Below are 17,476 nucleotides of genomic sequence, written 5' to 3' on the forward strand. Positions count from 1 at the left end.
AGGCGGACCAGGCCGGGTCCGTGACGGGGCACGGCGCTCCGCCGGGACGGACCCGCACGCCCGTCGACCGGCGGTTCGAGGGGGCCGCCCGCGACGTGGTCCGTCGGCGGGCGGCCCGGGGATCACTCGGCGATCCGGTACTCCTCCAGGAGCCGGCGTCCGACGATCATCTTCTGGATCTCCGCAGTACCTTCACCGATGAGCAGCATCGGGGCCTCGCGGTAGAGGCGCTCGATCTCGTACTCCTTGGAGAATCCGTAGCCGCCGTGGATGCGGAAGGCGTCCTCGACGACCTCCTTGCAGTACTCGGAGGCGAGGTACTTGGCCATGCCGGCCTCGAGGTCGTTGCGCTCGCCGCTGTCCTTCTTGCGGGCGGCCATGACCATCATCTGGTGGGCGGCCTCGACCTTGGTGGCCATCTCGGCGAGCTTGAACTGGATGGCCTGGTGCTCGGCGATCTTCTTGCCGAAGGTGGAGCGCTGCTGGGCGTAGGAGATGCCCAGCTCGAAGGCGCGGCGGGCGACGCCGCAGCCGCGGGCGGCGACGTTGACGCGGCCGACCTCGACGCCGTCCATCATCTGGTAGAAGCCGCGGCCCGGGACGCCGCCGAGGACGCGGTCGGCCGGGATCCGGACGTCCTGCAGCACCAGCTCGGTGGTGTCGACGCCCTTGTAGCCCATCTTCTCGATCTTGCCGGGCACGGTCAGGCCGGGAACCGAGGGGTTCGGGCCGAAACCGGCCTCCTTCTCGATGAGGAAGGTGGTCATGTTCTTGTACGGGCTGCTGCCGCCCTCGTCGGTCTTGCAGAGGACCGCGACGAGGGTGGAGGTGCCGCCGTTGGTGAGCCACATCTTCTGGCCGTTGAGGACGTAGAACTCCCCGTCCTTGACGCCCTTGGTGGAGATGGCCGAAACATCGGAGCCGAGGCCGGGCTCGGACATCGAGAAGGCGCCGCGGATTTCGCCGGCGGCCATCTTCGGCAGGAAGTAGTCCTTCTGTTCCTGGGTGCCGTGGGCGTTGATCATGTGCGCCACGATGAAGTGGGTGTTGACGATGCCGGAGACCGACATCCAGCCGCGGGCGATCTCCTCGACCACCAGGGCGTAGGTGAGCAGCGACTCGCCGAGGCCGCCGAACTCCTCGGGGATGGTGAGCCCGAAGAGGCCGAGCTGCTTCATGCCCTCGACGATGGCGGTCGGGTACTCGTCCTTGTGCTCCAGCTCGGTCGCGACCGGAATGATCTCCTTGTCGACGAAATCCCGCACGGTGGCGAGGATGTCCCGCTGGATCTCGGTGAGGCCGTCGGTCTGTGCGAGGCGTCCCATCGTGCGGCTCCGGAAAGGTCTAAGAGGGCGGGGGGGGGGATTGCGGGGGCCCTGCCGGCGTGGCAGCAGGGCCCCCGTTACCGGGTGGGGGTCGGCCGATGACGGCGGCCTGCCCGTCCGGGGTCTCCAGGGGAGAGGGGAGTCAGGAGAGCGGGGTCGGGCGGCCGGGCTGCTCGCCGCCCCGCTCCTTGATGTACGTCTCGGTCGGCACCATCACCTTGCGGCGGAAGATGCAGACGACCGTGCCGTCCTGCTTGTACCCCTTGGTCTCGACGTAGACGATGCCGCGGTCGTCCTTGGACTTGGACGGCCACTTGTCGAGCACGGTGGTCTCGCCGTAGATGGTGTCGCCGTGGAAGGTCGGCGCGATGTGGCGCAGCGACTCGATCTCCAGGTTGGCGATCGCCTTGCCGGAGACGTCCGGGACGGACATGCCGAGCAGCAGCGAGTAGACGTAGTTGCCCACGACGACGTTCTTGCCGAAGTCCGTCGTCTTCTCCGCATAGTTGGTGTCCATGTGGAGGGGGTGGTGGTTCATGGTGAGCAGGCAGAAGAGGTGGTCGTCGTACTCGGTGACCGTCTTGCCGGGCCAGTGCTTGTAGACCGCGCCGACCTCGAACTCCTCGTAGGTGCGTCCGAACTGCATGGCTCAGGCCTCCGGGATCTCGAACTTGGTGGTGCGCTCCATGCCCGCGGCCCGGCCCTTGCCGGAGATGACCAGGGCCATCTTGCGGCTGGCCTCGTCGATCATCTCGTCGCCGAGCATCGCGGAGCCCTTGGCGCCACCCGCCTCGGAGGTGCAGTAGTCGTAGGCGTCGAGGATCAGCTCGGCGTGGTCGTAGTCCTCCTGCGAGGGCGAGTAGATCTCGTTCGCGGCGGCGACCTGGTCCGGGTGGAGCACCCACTTGCCGTCGAAGCCGAGGGCGGCGGAGCGGCCGGCGACCTCGCGGTAGCCCTCCTGGTTGCGGATCTGCAGGTACGGGCCGTCGATCGCCTGCAGGTCGTTGGCGCGGGCGGCCATCAGGATGCGCATCAGGATGTAGTGGTAGGCGTCGGCCGGGTAGCCGGGCGGCTGCTGGCCGACGACCAGGGACTTCATGTTGATGGAGGCCATGAAGTCGGCGGGGCCGAAGATGATGGTCTCCAGCCGGGGCGAGGCCTCGGCGATGGCGTCGACGTTGATCAGGCCCTTGGCGTTCTCGATCTGCGCCTCGATGCCGATCTTGCCGACCTCGAAGCCCATGGTCTTCTCGATCTGGGTGAGCAGGAGGTCGAGGGCCTTGACCTGCTCGGCGTCCTGGACCTTGGGCAGCATGATGCAGTCGAGGTTGGGGCCGGCGCCCTCGACGACGGTGATCACGTCGCGGTAGGTCCAGTGCGTCGTCCAGTCGTTGACCCGGACGACCTTGGTCTTGTTTCCCCAGTCGCCGTTGTTCAGGGCGTCGACGATGGTGTGGCGGGCGCTCTCCTTGACCAGCGGGGCGCAGGCGTCCTCGAGGTCGAGGAAGACCTGGTCGGCCGGGAGGCCCTGGGCCTTCTCCAGGAAGCGCGGGTTGCTGCCCGGTACGGCGAGGCAGGAGCGGCGCGGGCGCAGGCGGTTCACGTTCGTCATGAGGGTGGGTCTGTTCCTTCCCAGTGGTCAGCTGGTCAGCTGGTCAGTTCGTGGCCGAGGTCGGTGCGGGCGTCCACGGCTGGAGCTTGTTGGCGAGCCGGATCTCGTCCACGATCCGGCCGATGATGGTCGTGATGCCGAAGTCCTTCGGGGTGAACACGGCGGCGACGCCGGCGGCCTTGAGAGCCTCGCCGTCCGCTGCCGGGATGATGCCACCCACGATCACCGGGACATCCTGCACCCCGGCGCGGTTCAGGCGCTTCAGGACGTCGGGCACCAGCTCGCAGTGCGCGCCGGAGAGGATCGACAGGCCCACGCAGTGGACGTCCTCCGCGACGGCGGCGGAGACGATCTGCTCCGGGGTCAGCCGGATGCCCTGGTAGACCACCTCGAACCCGGCGTCGCGGGCCCGGACGGCGATCTGCTCGGCGCCGTTGGAGTGCCCGTCCAGGCCGGGCTTGCCGACCAGCAGGCGCAGCTTGCCGGCGCCCAGTTCCGCGGCGGTCGCGGCGACCGCGGCGCGGACCTGCTCCAGCTCCCCGCCGGGCTCGGCGGCGACCGCGACGGGCGCGCCGCCGACGCCGGTGGGGGCGCGGTACTCGCCGAAGACCTCGCGCAGGGCGAAGGACCACTCGCCGGTGGTGACGCCGGCCCGGGCGCAGGCGAGCGTGGCCGGCATCAGGTTGGCCTCGGTGGCGGCGACGGCCTTGAGCTCGGCCAGCGACTCCTGGACGGCGACCTCGTCGCGCTGTCCGCGCCAGGCCTCCAGGGCGGCGAGCACGGACTGCTCGGAGGCCGGGTCGACGACCATGATCGCGGTGTCGAGGTCGGCGGTGAGCGGGCTCGGCTCGGTGGTGTCGAAGCAGTTGACCCCGATGATCTTGTCCTCGCCGGACTCGATCCGGGCCCGGCGGGCGGCGTGCGAGGCGACCAGGTTGGACTTCAGGTAGCCGGACTCCACAGCCGGGATGATGCCTCGGTTGCCGGCCTTGACGCCCATCTCCAGCACCTTGGCGATCTCGGCCTCCGCGCCGGCCAGCAGCTCGGCGGTCTTGGTCTCGATCACCTCGGAGCCGTTGAAGATGTCGCCGTACTCCAGCAGGTCCGACTCGTACGCCAGCACCTGCTGGATCCGCAGCGACCACTGCTGGTCCCACGGGCGGGGCAGGCCGAGCGCCTCGTTCCAGGCGGGCAGCTGGACGGCCCGGGCGCGGGCGTCCTTGGAGAGGGTGACGGCCAGCATCTCCAGGACGATCCGCTGGACGTTGTTCTCCGGCTGGGCCTCGGTCAGGCCGAGGGAGTTGACCTGGACGCCGTAGCGGAAGCGGCGCTGCTTGGGGTCCGTCACGCCGTAGCGCTCCAGGGTGACCTTCTCCCACAGCCGGGCGAAGGCGCGCATCTTGCACATCTCCTCGACGAAGCGCACGCCGGCGTTCACGAAGAAGGAGATCCGGGCGACCACGTCGCCCATCCGCTCGGCGGGCACCTGGCCGGAGTCGCGGACGGCGTCGAGCACCGAGATGGCGGTGCACATCGCGTACGCGATCTCCTGGACGGGCGTGGCCCCGGCCTCCTGCAGGTGGTAGCTGCAGATGTTGATCGGGTTCCACTTGGGGATGTTGCCGACCGTGTAGGCGATCATGTCGGTGATCAGCCGCACCGACGGGCCGGGCGGGAAGACGTGCGTCCCGCGCGACAGGTACTCCTTGACGATGTCGTTCTGGGTGGTGCCGGTGAGCTTGGCGATGTCGGCGCCCTGCTCCTCGGCGACCACCTGGTAGAGCGCCAGCAGCCACATCGCGGTGGCGTTGATCGTCATGGAGGTGTTGGTCTGCTCGAGCGGGATGCCGTCGAACAGGGCGCGCATGTCGCCGACGTGGCCGACCGGGACGCCGACCCGGCCCACCTCGCCGCGGGCGAGGATGTGGTCGGAGTCGTAGCCGGTCTGGGTCGGCAGGTCGAAGGCGACGGACAGGCCGGTCTGGCCCTTCGCCAGGTTCCGCCGGTAGAGCGCGTTGGAGTCGCTCGCGGTGGAGTGGCCGGCGTAGGTACGCATCAGCCAGGGCCGGTCCCGCTTCTGGGGTTCGGTCATCGGATCGGTCTCACACGTTCCGGAAGCGGTTGATGGCGGGCAGGTGCTTCTCGCGGAGCTCCCGGTCGCGCACGCCGAGGCCCTCCTCGGGGGCCAGGCAGAGCACGCCGACCTTGCCCTGGTGCTTGTTGTGGTGCACGTCGAGGGCGGCCTGGCCGGTCTCCTCCAGGGAGTAGACCTTGGACAGGGTCGGGTGGATCTTGCCCTTGGCGACCAGGCGGTTGGCCTCGAAGGCCTCGCGGTAGTTCGCGAAGTGCGAGCCGACGATGCGCTTGAGCGACATCCACAGGTAGCGGTTGTCGTACTGGTGCATGTAACCGGAGGTGGAGGCGCAGGTGACGATGGTGCCGCCCTTGCGGGTGACGTACACCGAGGCGCCGAAGGTCTCGCGGCCCGGGTGCTCGAAGACGATGTCGACGTCCTCGCCGCCGGTGAACTCGCGGATCTTGGAGCCCAGGCGCTTCCACTCGCGCGGGTCCTGGTTGTTCTCGTCCTTCCAGAACCGGTAGCCCTCGGCGGAGCGGTCGATGATCGCCTCGGCGCCCATGGCGCGGCAGATGTCCGCCTTGGCCTCGCTGGAGACCACGCAGATCGGGGTGGCGCCGCCGGCCAGCGCGTACTGGGTGGCGTACGAGCCGAGGCCGCCGCTGGCGCCCCAGATCAGCACGTTGTCGCCCTGCTTCATGCCGGCACCGTTGCGCGAGACCAGCTGGCGGTAGGCGGTGGAGTTGACCAGGCCGGGGGAGGCGGCCTCCTCCCAGGTGAGGTGCTTCGGCTTGGGCAGCAGCTGGTTGGTCTTCACCAGCGCGACCTGGGCCAGGCCGCCGAAGTTGGTCTCGAAGCCCCAGATGCGCTGCTCCGGGTCCATCATCGTGTCGTTGTGGCCGTCCGGGGACTCCAGTTCGACCGAGAGGCAGTGCGCGACGACCTCGTCGCCGGGCTTCCAGGCGTTGACCCCGGCGCCGGTGCGCAGCACGACGCCCGCGAGGTCGGAACCGAGGACGTGGTACGGCAGGTCGTGGCGCTTGGTGAGCGGGGACAGCCGGCCGTAGCGCTCCAGGAAGCCGAAGGTGGAGACCGGCTCGAAGATCGAGCTCCAGACGGTGTTGTAGTTCACCGAGCTGGCCATGACGGCGACCAGGGCCTCGCCCGGGCCCAGCTCGGGCAGGGCGACCTCGTCGAGGTGAAGGGACTTGCGAGGGTCCTTGTCGCGGCTGTCGAGGCCGGCGAACATCTGCTCCTCGTCCTTGTGGAGCGTCACCGCTCGGTAGGACTCGGGGAGCTTGATCGCTGCGAAGTCCGCCGACGTGCTGTCGGTGCTGAGGATCGCGTCGAGGATTTCCTGCATGGCTGCCTCCGAAGGCGTACCTGTGTGAGGGTCACAGGGCGTCTGGGGGAACCGGGAGCGGACACCGGCTTCGCTGAGTTGGGTGGTGGGCGGGTCAGGCTGGGCGCCCGGTGTGGACCGGGCCGGGCTGGCACTGCTCCCGGGGTGTGGGAACACCGGACGACGGCGCGCCGAGGTGGGGAGCCGCGGCGCCGCGACTGGTGAGTAACAAGGTAGTGGCACCCTGTGCCACTCGTAAAGACACCGGGTGCCAGGAATTCCCGAGGCTCGGAACGGGCCGAAACGGCGCGTGACGCGCGTTGCGCGGGTAGCCGAAAGGCCCGCGCCGATTCGTCGGCGCGGGCCTTCGATGCTGCTCTGACCTGCGAAAATGCCGGGCTTACGACTCCCGGGCGCCGCTCAGTGCGGCCCGGATGCTGTCCACCACGACATCCAGCGGGGCATCCGTCCGGGCGACTGTGATGAGCACCTCACCCCCGGGGCTGGCACTCAGTACGCTCTCCGCCACGATGTCACCGGGTGCCCCACTGGCACCGGGTGCCACCAGGGATCCCCGGCGTCTGGCCCCCGGGGCACTGGCCGCCCAGAAGGTCCGCCGGATCACCTCGAAGGAGTGGTCCAGCTGCGCCTCCACGTCCCCCCGGCCGCCGGCCCGCAGCCAGCGCCGCAGCACGTGGTTGTGCGCCGCGACGACCGCCGCCGCCGACACCTCGGCCAGCATCGAGTCGTCCTCGCCGCCGCGCTGCCAGCCGGACGGGATGGACTCGCTGGTGTCGAACCGGCCCAGCAGGTACCGGGTGAACAGCCGCTCGTAGCGGGCCACCACGGCGATCTCCCGCTCGCGCAGCGCCGGGACCTGACGGATCAGCTGGTACCGCGCGACCGACACCCCCGGGGTGGAGGCGTACATCCGCAGCACCTCCTTGATGCCGCGGCAGACCACGTCCAGCGGGTGCTCCTCCGGCTCGGCGCTGGCGAGCAGGTCGGCCACCCGCACGAGGGTGTCGTCGTGGTCCGGGAAGATCGCCTCCTCCTTCGACCGGAAGTACCGGAAGAAGGTGCGCCGGGCCACCCCGGCGGCGGCCGCGATCTGGTCGACCGTGGTCTCCTCGTAACCCTGCGAGGCGAACAGCTCCATCGCGGCCGTGGCCAGGTCCTGACGCATCTGCTGACGCTGCGCCGCCGCCCGGCGGCTGCCCGGCCCGGCCTCCGGCCCGGTGCCCCCGGTCGAGGGGGCCGTCCGGTCGGCGCCGTGCGAACCGGCGGGGTGCTGCGGGGAGGCTGACTGAACCCGATCCATGTCCGGAACGCTACACGGCCCCGCGGGCGCGGCCGCGGGCCTTCCCCGGCGCACCGGGGCGACCGGGCCGGCCACGGCCGGCCGTGGCCAGCGCGCGGACACCGTCCCCGGGCTCCAGCCGGGCCGCGCGGCGGGCGCCGCCCCGTACGGGTCGCCGCCCCCCGGCTGCGGCGTGGTCACCGGCGCGCGTGGTCGCGGAAGCCGCGGCCGGTCTTGCGGCCCAGGCAGCCCGCCGCGACCAGGTGCTCCAGCAGCGGCGCGGCGGCCAGGCCGGGCTCGCGGAACTCCTGGTGCAGCACCTGCTCGATGGTCAGCGAGACGTCCAGGCCGACCACGTCCAGCAGCTCGAACGGGCCCATCGGGTAGCCGCAGCCGAGCTTCATCGCGGTGTCGATGTCGTCCACCGTCGCGTAGTGCTCCTGCAGCATCCGCACCGCGTCGTTCAGGTAGGGGAAGAGCAGCGCGTTGACGATGAAGCCGGCCCGGTCGCCGCACTCCACCGGGTGCTTGCGGACCTTGGCGGTCAGCTCCAGCACGGTCGCGGTGACGTCCGGCGCGGTCAGCACGGTGGAGACCACCTCGACCAGCTTCATGGCCGGCGCCGGGTTGAAGAAGTGCATGCCGATCACGTCCTGCGGCCGCGAGGTGGCGGTCGCGCAGCTGATCACCGGCAGCGAGGAGGTGGTGGTGGCGAGCACCGCACCCGGCTTGACGATCTTGTCCAGGGTGGCGAACAGCTCCCGCTTGACCTCCAGGTCCTCGGCCACCGCCTCGACCACCAGGTCGACGTCGGCCAGCTCGGCGTACCGGCCGACCGGGGTGACCAGCGCCAGCGCGGCGTCCCGCTGCTCGGCGGACATCCGGCCCTTGGCGACCGAGCGCTCCAGGGACTTGGCCAGCTGCGCCTTGGCCCGGTCGGCCTTCTCCTGGCTGCGGGCGGCCAGCAGCACCGGGTGTCCGGCCTTGGCGAACACCTCGGCGATGCCGGTGGCCATGGTGCCCGAGCCGCAGACACCGACGGTACGGACCTCGCGGCCCGGCACCTTCGGCAGCGCCGGCCCGGTGGCCGCGTCCACGGCCTTCGAGGAGCCCGGCGCCTCGTAGGTGTAGAAGCCGCGGCCGGTCTTGCGACCGAGCAGCCCGGCCGCGGCCAGCTGGCCGAGGATCGGGGCGGGGGCGTGCAGGCGGTCCCGGGACTGCTCGTACATCGCCTCCAGGACGGTGCGCGCGGTGTCGACGCCGATCAGGTCGAGCAGCGCCAGCGGGCCCATCGGCAGGCCGCAGCCGAGCCGCATCGCGGCGTCGATGTCCTCCCGCGAGGCGTACTTGGACTCGTACATCGAGGCGGCCTGGTTCAGGTACGCGAACAGCAGGCCGTTCACCACGAAGCCGGCCCGGTCGCCGGCTGCCACCGGCTCCTTGCCGAGGTCCCGGGCGAAGGCGGCGGCGTCCTCGGCGGTCTGCGGGGAGGTCAGCACGGTGCGGACCACCTCGACCAGCTTCATGGTGTGCACCGGGTTGAAGAAGTGCAGGCCCAGCACTCGCTCCGGACGGGCGGTCGCGGCGGCGATCCGGGTCACCGAGAGCGCGGTGGTGCCGGTGGCCAGCACGGTGGCCGGCGGGCAGATCCGGTCCAGCTCGGCGAAGATCTCCCGCTTCAGCTCCAGCTGCTCGGGCACCTCCTCGATCACCAGGTCCGCTCCGGTGGCGGCCGCCAGCTCGTGTCCGACCGAGATCCGGGCCAGCAGCCCGGCGCGCTCCTCGGCGGTGAGCCGCTCCCGGTCGACCGCGTGCGCGGTCGCCTCCTCGATCCGGGCCAACGCCCGGGCGGCCGAGTCCTCGGTGGCCTCGATGCCGATCACCCGGCGGCCGCTCTTGGCGACCGCCACCGCGACGCCGGCACCCATCGTGCCGAGGCCGACGACGGCAACAGTGGGGAAGGGACGCTCCATCTGTCCTGAACTCCTAGTCATGAAGGGCCCGCGCGTGCTCCGGCGGGCACGCCGCCGCGCCCGGACACCGGGGGCGGCCGCCGCCGGAGGAGGGTTCACGCGCGGGGGCTTGGGGAGATGACGGGGTTCGGCCCACCAGGGCAGCGGCCGGTCCGCTCCGGCCGAACTGCGGGTGTGCCGTGGTACTCAGGCGCTCGAAGGTGAAGGAAGCGGCTCTGATGCGAGGAGAAACCCGGCCCGCCGCGGTTCGCGGCGCCGGCCGGTGAAAACGCACCGCGCGAGCGCCGCAGACACGGCGATCGCAGGCTCCCGCCGGTGCGGCTCCCGAAGCCCGGCGATGGTGCGTGCGGCCACTGTAGCGAAGCTACTCACCGGTAGGAAGGGGGCGTGCGCGGAAAACCGTTCGGGCGCGGGCCCGGCCTTCGCTAGGGTGATCGACGCGGGGGCGGCTCCGCGGCGTGCTTCCTTCTCCTCATCTTCCAATGAACCGAGTGCGCCCACTCTCCGCCCCCGCTTTGTCGTATCCACCGGGGGAAGAGCAGTGAAGAAGCAGAACACCGCCGCGGCCGGGACGGCCCTGGCCACCTACCTGCTGCGCCGCCACGGGATGTTCCCGGTCGAAGCCGGGGCCCCGCCCGAGGAACCGCAGCCGTGGACGGCCAAGGGCCTGGTCGCCCTCGAGGCCGACCTGGCGCAGAGCGGGTACGTACTGACCCGCGACCTGCGCACCGCCCTCGGCCGACTGCGCCCGGCGGACCTGGCCGCGACCGGAAACCGGCTGCTGCGGGAGATCGACGCCATGCTCGGCGCCGACCGCCGCCACGACCCGCTGTTCCGCCGCTTCCCCGACGGCGTGCCCTCGCACGCGCACGCCTCCTACTCCGCGATGATCCGGGGCTTCCTGCTCTGCCAGGCGAGCCAGATCTGCCTGCTGTGCGCGCGCGGCAGCGTCGAGGCCGGCGTCGGCGCCCTCGCCCCGTGCGCCCACCTGCTGTGCGGCGAGTGCTACGAGGAACTGGTCGAGCAGGGCCACGGCCGCAGCTGCCCGATCTGCGACGCCCCGCTGGAGCGGCCGCGCCACCTGAGGCCCGACACCAAGGGCGCCCGCGCCGTCGCCGACGGCCTCCCGCCCGGCAACCTCCTCAAGCCGCTGCGCCTCGCCGAGGCCGTCACGCTCACCGAACTCGCCGGCACCGCGCTGGCCGCCCTGCTCGCCCGGCAGACCCCGCTGAGCCCGCAGGACCGCGAGGACCTCACGCTGCTCCTCGACCACACCCCGGCCGACCCGGCCGCCTGGCTGCCCGCCGAGATCCCCGTCCGGGAGAGCCGCGCCACCGTGCTGGCCGCACTGCTGCGCCGCGACCCGGAGCGCGCCCGCCCGCTGCTCGCCGGCCACCTCACCACCGCCACCGACGTGCTGCGGCTGATCTGGGCGTGGTCCGGCGCCGAACCGGACCTGCTGCCGGGGACCGCCCGCACCCTGCGGCTGCGGGGCCTGCCCCGCCCGCTGCGGCGCGAACTGCTCGCCGTCCTGGACGCGTTCCCGGTCGGCACCCTCGCCGAGGACCTGCGCCGCCACCGTGAGCCCTGGCTGCGGGTCGGCGAACTGCTCCACCCGTACGAGCACCGCGTCCGCTTCCCGTACGCGGCGGCCGCCTTCGCCGTGCTCCGGCAGAGCGACCTCGACCTGCACGGCCTCGGCCCGCAACTGCGCGAGGCGCCCGCCCCGCTGCGGGTGCGCGAGACCCCGGGCGGGCACACCCGGCTGACTGTCGAGACCTTCGCCGCCGGGGTCGAGCACGCCCTCGAGCAGGGCGACCTGCCCGCCGCCGTCCGGCTGCTGACCCGCCGCCCGGGCGAGCTGGTGCGCCGGCTGCACCACCTGCTGCGGGTGCACGAGGCCTGGTTCCCCGGCCGGCCGCTGCCCGCCGAGCTCGCCGAGGCGCTGCCGGGAGCGCTGCGCGCGGTCGCGCCCGGCCCGCTGCTCGGCGCGTACGGGCGGCTGCGAGCCCCGCGCGCGCTCGGCGAGCGACGGCTGTACTTCCCGCGCGGCCGGGTCGCCTCGGCGAAGGCCCGCTCCGACTGGGGCACGCGCGTCCCGGCCGGGCTCAGCGCGCCGGTCTGCGCCCTGATCGAGGCCGAACTGCTGCGCCGGGCCGAGCGGTCGGCGCGGGAGGCGGGGCGCTACGAGGTGGCCGTGCTGGACGACGGCCTGGCCGACCTGGTGGTGCCCTTCGCCGAGCGCGCGAGCGCCAAGACCCTGGTCGCCGTGCCGCGCGGCAGCGTGCAGCGGCTCCCGGACGGGCAGCACCTGCGGCTGTTCGTGCACTGGATGCAGCGCCCGCACCAGCGGGTCGACCTCGACCTGTCGGTCGCCTTCTACGACGAGGAGTGGCAGTTCGTCGGGCTGTGCGACTACACCCGCCTGGTCCTCGGTGGGCGAGCCGCCGTCCACTCCGGGGACTACACCACCGCCCCGCCGCCGCACGGCGCCACCGAGTTCGTCGACCTCGACGTGCAGAGGCTGGGCAAGGCCCGTGCCCGGTACGCCGTGGTGGTGGTGTTCAGCTACAACGACATCCCGTTCGAGGACCTCACCGACGCCTTCGCCGGCTTCATGACCCTGACCCCGTCCGAGGCGGCCCGGCAGCGGAAGGGAAGCTTCCACCCGCAGAGCGTCCGCCAGCGGCTGGACCTCGCCGGGGACGCCAAGATCTGCGTGCCGATGATCGTCGACCTCCAGACCCGCGACTACACCTGGACCGACCTCAACCCCGGCTCCGGCAGCGGCTTCCACAACCTCGACCGGCACCACGACAGGATCGGCTCGCTGGCCGAGGACGTGCTGGCGCACTTCGCGCCCGGCGCCCGGGCCACCCTCTGGGACCTCGCCTGCGCGGCCGCCGCGGCCGGCAGCGACGAGGTGCTGGTCCGCGACCGGACGGGCTGCGGGCTGGACGTCTACCGCCGGGGCGCAGACGAGCCGGTCGCCGACTTCGCCGAGCGGCTGCGCGGACGCCACGTGAGCGACCGGCGCACCGAGGAGCGGCCGGACGACACCGCCCGGCTGATCGCCGAACGCCTGACCGACTCCAAGGCGTTCGTGGCGCTGGTGCACGCCGACGTGCAGGCCCCGGCCGGGGCGCACGGGACGTTCTACCGGCTCTACCCGGGCCGGACGGACGCCGCCCCGGACGCCCTGGAGCGGATCACCGCGGGGGAGCTGGTGGCCCGGTTCGCCCCGAACGGGTGAACGGATGGACGGCCTTCCGTTTGGACCACCCGATAGGGGAGTTACGGAAGCCCGACCGGCGGGGCAGCATGGGGACATGACCATCGGAACCGCCACCGCCGGCCCCACCGCGCCCGGTCCCGCCCAGCCGTCCGGGGCCGCCGGGCCGCTCGGCGCCGCCGGGGCGGCCGCCGTCGCGCTGCCCCCGCGCGCCGAGCGGGCCGAGCGCGCCGAGGCGGCCACCGACCGGCTGCGCACCGCCGCCGTGGAGGCGGTGGCCGTCACCTGGGTGGACAACGCGGGCATCACCCGGGTCAAGGCGGTGCCGCTCGGCGCCCTGACGCACGCCGCGCAGTGGGGCGTCGGCACCGCGCCGTGCTTCGACGTGTTCCTCGCCGACGACGCGATCACCACCAGCCCGATCATCGGCGGCCCCACCGGGGACCTCAGGCTCTACCCCGACCTGGAGCGGGTCGTCCCGCTGGCCGCCCAGCCCGGCTGGGCCTGGGCCCCGGGGGACAGGTACACCCAGGCCGGCGCCCCGCACCCCGGCTGCCAGCGACTGTTCGCCCGCCGGGCGGAGGCCGCGGCGGCCGCGCGCGGGCTGGGCATCAAGGCCGGCATCGAGGTCGAGTGGGTGGTCGCCCTCGCCGGCTCCCCACAGGAGGAGCCGCGGTACCCGACGCACGGCCCCGCGTACGGGATGCACCGGCTCACCGACCTCTCCGACTACCTGCGGGACGTCCTGCGCGCCCTCGGCGAGCAGGGGCTGAACGTGCTGCAGATACACCCCGAGTACTCCCCGGGCCAGTTCGAGGTCTCGGTCGCCCCCGAGGGCCCGGTCGGCGCCGCGGACACCTCCGTCCTGGTCCGGCACACCATCCGCGCCGTCTCCGCCAGGCACGGCCTGCGGGTCTCCTTCGCGCCGGTGGTCGAGGCGGGCGCGGTCGGCAACGGCGGCCACCTGCACCTCAGCCTCTGGCGGGAGGAGCGCAACCTCGGCCACGGCGGCCCCGGGCCGCACGGACTGACCGCCGAGGCCGAGGGCTTCCTCGCCGGGGTGCTCGACGCGCTGCCCGAACTGCTGGTGCTGGGCTGCTCCAGCCCGGCCGGGTACCTGCGGCTGGTGCCCTCGCACTGGGCGGGCGCCTACCAGTGCTGGGGCCTGGAGAACCGCGAGGCCGCGCTGCGCCTGGTGACCGGCTCCACCGGGGAGCGGGCCGCCGCCGCCAACGCCGAGGTCAAGTGCTTCGACGCGAGCGCCAACCCGTACCTCGCGGTCGGCGCGGTGATCGCGACCGGCCTCGCCGGGCTGGACCAACGCCGGGCGCTCCCGCCGGAGTTCACCGGAGACCCGGCGGCCGCCGAGCCCGGCACGGTGCCCCGGCTGCCGGAGAGCCCGGCGGAGGCGCTGGCCGCGTACGAGCGCTCGGCGGTGCTGCGCGAGGCGCTCGGCGAGCCGCTGTACCAGGCGGTGCTGGCGGTGCGCCGCGCGGAGAGCGAGCAGTACGCCGCCGCCACACCCGAGGAGGTGGCCGCGGCCGCCCGCTGGCGGTACTGACCGGTGGCCCGGCCGGAGCCGCCCGCGCTGGTCGACCACCACTGCCACAGCGTGGTGGTGGCCGACCTCGCCGACGACGCCCTGGCCGGGCTGCTCACCGAGTCCGACCGCCCGCCCGCGCCCGGCTGCTCGCCCTTCGACAGCGCGCTCGGCCTCGCCGTGCGGCGCTGGTGCCCGCCCGCGCTAGGCCTGCCGGCGCACGCCCCGGCCGCCGACTACCTGGCCCGGCGGCGCGAGTTGGGCGCCGCCGAGGCGACCGGACGGCTGCTCGGCGCGGCCGGGCTGGACACCTGCCTGGTGGACACCGGGCTGACCGCCGCTGCGGGCCTGCCGCTGCTGCCGCTGGGCGAACTGGCCGAGGCCGCCGGGGCGTCGGTGCGTGAGGTGATCCGGCTGGAGTCGGTCGCCGAGTCCGTCACGGCCGGTGCCGAGGACTGGCCGCGGGCCGTCGCCGAGGCGTTGGCGGCCGCGGCCGACGGGGCCGTCGCCGTGAAGTCGGTGCTCGCCTACCGGCACGGCCTGGCCGCCCCGGCCGAACGCCCTGCCGGGCCGGCCGTGGTGGCCGCGGCCGGCGCCCGGCTGCGCGGCGGGCAGGACCGGCTGACCGACCCGGTCCTGCTGCACCACCTGCTCTGGACGGCCGTGGACGTCTGCGCCGAACTCGGCCTGCCGCTCCAACTCCACACCGGCTTCGGCGATCCGGACCTCACCCTGCACCGGGCCGACCCGTCCCTGCTGACGGACTTCGTGCGCGCCGCCGAGCCCAGCGGCGTCCCGCTGGTGCTGCTGCACTGCTACCCGTACCACCGCCAGGCCGCCTGGCTGGCCCAGGCCTTCCCGACGGTCTTCACCGACCTCGGGCTGACCGCCTCCTACACCGGCCCGCGGGTGGCGGCCGTGCTGGGCGAGATGCTGGAACTGGCGCCATTCGGCAAATTGCTGTTCTCCACCGACGCCTACGGGCTGCCCGAACTTTTCCTGGTGGGCACCTGCCAGTTCCGGCACGGACTGGGTGGGTTGCTGGATCGCTGGCAGGCCGATGGTGCGTGTTCCGCGGCTGACGCGCGACGGCTGGCGCGCCTGATCGCCGCCGACAACGCCCGTCGGCTGTACGGGTTGTAACGGCATCCTAGCTGCTCCGCAGCTGTGCCGCGGCGGCGCGATCCGGTCGGCCGCGAGCCTTCCGAAGCGTGGGGTCGCACGTCGGCGAACCATCACTTTTTAACAATCTTGAACCTGTTGCCCTTGTTGACCTGCGGACTTCCGGCCCCCGTTGTTGATCGAGATGTGACGATTAGATGACTGTCTCTTGCGCTTATCAGCGAATATTCATTAACGTCCCGGTCATTGCCAGTGCACCTGCCAACCGCAGCTGCCGCATGACGACTCGGGAGGGCCAACCCCAATGAGAGTTCCTCGGATCAGCCGGACCCGGTACGCGGCAGTGGGCCTCGTGCTCGCCACCGCCGGCGCCCTCGCGCTCCCGGCCGGCACCGCCGTCGCGGCTCCCTCGGCCGACTCGACGACCGGTCCGCTGCTCAGCTACGTCGTCAACACCAAGGCCAACCACGGTCAGGTGCAGAAGGTCGAGCAGGCCGTCAAGAGCCTCGGCGGCTCCGTGGTCTACTCGTACGAGCAGATCGGCGTCGTGATCGCCCGCTCGACCGACACCAAGTTCGCCGAGAAGCTGCGCCTGGCCAAGGGCGTCGACTCCGTCGGTGCCAGCCGCACCAAGGGCATCACCGCCGCCGACCAGGGCAAGGCCGAGGTCGCCGCCGAGCCCACCGGCACCGCCGCCGCCGGCCAGGAGCCGTACGAGGCCAACCAGTGGGACATGCGTCAGATCGGCGTCGACAAGGCGCACAAGATCTCGCTCGGCAGCCGCAACGTCACCGTCGGCGTGCTGGACTCCGGCATCGACGCCACGCACGAGGACCTGGCCGCCAACGTGGACGCGTCCCAGTCGGTCTCCTGCATCGACGGCGGCAAGCCGAACACCGACTGGAAGGCCTGGCAGCCGGGCCCCGACGGTGACCACGGCACCCACGTGGCCGGCACCATCGCCGCCGCCAAGAACGGCAAGGGCATCGTCGGCATCGCTCCGAACGTCAAGCTCGCCGCCGTGAAGGTCGTCGACGACGGCGGCTTCATCTACCCCGAGTACGCGATCTGCGGCTTCGTGTGGGCTGGTGAGCACCAGTTCAAGGTGACGAACAACAGCTACTACGTCGACCCGTGGATGTTCAACTGCCCCAACGACAAGGACCAGGCGGCCATCACCGCCGCCGTCCGCAAGGCCGTCGCGTTCTCGCAGCGCAAGGGCGTCCTGAACGTCGCCGCGGCGGGCAACGAGAACATCGACCTGGCCCACAAGACCACCGACGTCTCGAGCCCGGACGACACCACCCCCGGCACCCGCCCGGTCACCAACGACTGCCTGTCGCTGCCGACCGAGCTGCCGGGCGTCATCGCCGTCTCCTCCGTGGGCGTCAACGGTGACAAGGCCTACTACTCCAGCTACGGCAAGGGCGTCGTGACCGTCGCCGCGCCGGGTGGCGACAAGCGCTACCAGCTGCCGAACACCCCGGACAAGGACGGCCGCATCCTGTCCACCCTCCCCGGTGGCAAGTACGGCTACATGCAGGGCACCTCGATGGCCTCCCCGCACACCACCGGTGTGCTCGCCCTGCTCGCCAGCACCTTCCCGTGGGCCAGCCCGGACGAGCTGACCGAGATGCTGACCAGCCAGGCCGAGTCCCACCCGTGCCCGACCGGCGAGGTCAACCCGGGCGGCGCCGGCCAGTGGAAGGCCACCTGCGAGGGCGGCGCGGACGACAACGGCTTCTACGGCGCGGGCATCATCAACGCCGAGAAGGCGGTCCAGTGGTGGCGCTGAGGCGCTGACCGCGACCACACCTGATCGCTGAGCCGGGGAGCGGGGCCACGTGGGCCCCGCTCCCCGGTCGCGTTTGAGTACCCGTACTCAGGCCGCCGCCGCGCCCGCCGCCCAGGATGGAGCCGTACCCACCGGAGCCACCACAGGAGTTGAGCGGC

Annotated in this window: 11 protein-coding genes; 4 read left to right on the plus strand and 7 right to left on the minus strand. The window is 72.3% G+C overall.

Annotated features, from left to right (window positions below; translation table 11 throughout):
- Positions 1 to 122: 122 nt before the first annotated feature.
- From ACZ52J_RS22425 to ACZ52J_RS22455, 7 genes are all read right to left on the minus strand, one after another.
- Positions 123 to 1,325 (minus strand): acyl-CoA dehydrogenase family protein, encoded by a 1,203-nt coding sequence (locus ACZ52J_RS22425; RefSeq protein WP_360499597.1) that lies wholly within the window; start codon positions 1,323 to 1,325, stop codon positions 123 to 125.
- A gap of 142 nt (positions 1,326 to 1,467) precedes the next feature.
- Positions 1,468 to 1,971, minus strand: a complete 504-nt coding sequence (locus ACZ52J_RS22430) for a MaoC family dehydratase (protein ID WP_360499599.1) — start codon at positions 1,969 to 1,971, stop codon at positions 1,468 to 1,470.
- A 3-nt stretch (positions 1,972 to 1,974) separates the two neighbouring features.
- On the minus strand, positions 1,975 to 2,937 hold the full coding sequence (locus ACZ52J_RS22435; protein WP_360499601.1) for an HpcH/HpaI aldolase/citrate lyase family protein: 963 nt from the start codon (positions 2,935 to 2,937) through the stop codon (positions 1,975 to 1,977).
- 43 nt (positions 2,938 to 2,980) lie between these two features.
- Positions 2,981 to 5,029 carry a protein meaA gene (locus tag ACZ52J_RS22440; RefSeq protein ID WP_360499603.1) on the minus strand — a complete coding sequence of 683 codons (2,049 nt, stop codon included), beginning with the start codon at positions 5,027 to 5,029 and terminating at the stop codon, positions 2,981 to 2,983.
- A gap of 10 nt (positions 5,030 to 5,039) precedes the next feature.
- Positions 5,040 to 6,377: a crotonyl-CoA carboxylase/reductase gene (gene ccrA / locus ACZ52J_RS22445; protein ID WP_360499605.1), complete on the minus strand. Its 1,338-nt coding sequence runs from the start codon at positions 6,375 to 6,377 to the stop codon at positions 5,040 to 5,042.
- A gap of 379 nt (positions 6,378 to 6,756) precedes the next feature.
- Complete coding sequence (locus ACZ52J_RS22450) at positions 6,757 to 7,677, minus strand: TetR family transcriptional regulator (protein ID WP_465621095.1); 921 nt, start codon at positions 7,675 to 7,677, stop codon at positions 6,757 to 6,759.
- A gap of 176 nt (positions 7,678 to 7,853) precedes the next feature.
- A complete protein-coding gene (locus tag ACZ52J_RS22455) occupies positions 7,854 to 9,629 on the minus strand; it encodes a 3-hydroxyacyl-CoA dehydrogenase family protein (protein ID WP_465621097.1) in 1,776 nt (591 codons plus the stop codon).
- 541 nt (positions 9,630 to 10,170) lie between these two features.
- Between ACZ52J_RS22455 and ACZ52J_RS22460 the strand changes: the two genes are divergently transcribed.
- The 4 genes from ACZ52J_RS22460 (at position 10,171) to ACZ52J_RS22475 (ending at position 17,318) form a co-directional block, all read left to right on the plus strand.
- The gene (locus ACZ52J_RS22460; protein ID WP_465621099.1) at positions 10,171 to 12,882 is read left to right on the plus strand and encodes an MXAN_6230/SCO0854 family RING domain-containing protein; all 2,712 of its coding nucleotides are present in this window, start codon (positions 10,171 to 10,173) and stop codon (positions 12,880 to 12,882) included.
- Positions 12,883 to 12,958: 76 nt separating this feature from the next.
- Positions 12,959 to 14,422 (plus strand): type I glutamate--ammonia ligase, encoded by a 1,464-nt coding sequence (locus ACZ52J_RS22465; RefSeq protein ID WP_465621101.1) that lies wholly within the window; start codon positions 12,959 to 12,961, stop codon positions 14,420 to 14,422.
- Between the two features lie 3 nt (positions 14,423 to 14,425).
- The gene (locus tag ACZ52J_RS22470) at positions 14,426 to 15,544 is read left to right on the plus strand and encodes an amidohydrolase family protein (protein ID WP_465621103.1); all 1,119 of its coding nucleotides are present in this window, start codon (positions 14,426 to 14,428) and stop codon (positions 15,542 to 15,544) included.
- A 283-nt stretch (positions 15,545 to 15,827) separates the two neighbouring features.
- Positions 15,828 to 17,318: a S8 family peptidase gene (locus ACZ52J_RS22475; RefSeq protein WP_360499617.1), complete on the plus strand. Its 1,491-nt coding sequence runs from the start codon at positions 15,828 to 15,830 to the stop codon at positions 17,316 to 17,318.
- Positions 17,319 to 17,476: the final 158 nt, after the last annotated feature.

This window comes from Kitasatospora sp. NPDC034035, from assembly GCF_055575755.1.

Coding starts and splice junctions, on each gene's coding strand:
- ACZ52J_RS22475 (WP_360499617.1), top strand. CDS start 15,828: ATGAGAGTTCCTCGGATCAGCCGGACCCGGTACGCGGCAGTGGGCCTC.
- ACZ52J_RS22440 (WP_360499603.1), bottom strand. CDS start 5,029: ATGACCGAACCCCAGAAGCGGGACCGGCCCTGGCTGATGCGTACCTAC.
- ACZ52J_RS22465 (WP_465621101.1), top strand. CDS start 12,959: ATGACCATCGGAACCGCCACCGCCGGCCCCACCGCGCCCGGTCCCGCC.
- ACZ52J_RS22435 (WP_360499601.1), bottom strand. CDS start 2,937: ATGACGAACGTGAACCGCCTGCGCCCGCGCCGCTCCTGCCTCGCCGTA.
- ccrA (WP_360499605.1), bottom strand. CDS start 6,377: ATGCAGGAAATCCTCGACGCGATCCTCAGCACCGACAGCACGTCGGCG.
- ACZ52J_RS22430 (WP_360499599.1), bottom strand. CDS start 1,971: ATGCAGTTCGGACGCACCTACGAGGAGTTCGAGGTCGGCGCGGTCTAC.
- ACZ52J_RS22450 (WP_465621095.1), bottom strand. CDS start 7,677: ATGGATCGGGTTCAGTCAGCCTCCCCGCAGCACCCCGCCGGTTCGCAC.
- ACZ52J_RS22455 (WP_465621097.1), bottom strand. CDS start 9,629: ATGGAGCGTCCCTTCCCCACTGTTGCCGTCGTCGGCCTCGGCACGATG.
- ACZ52J_RS22425 (WP_360499597.1), bottom strand. CDS start 1,325: ATGGGACGCCTCGCACAGACCGACGGCCTCACCGAGATCCAGCGGGAC.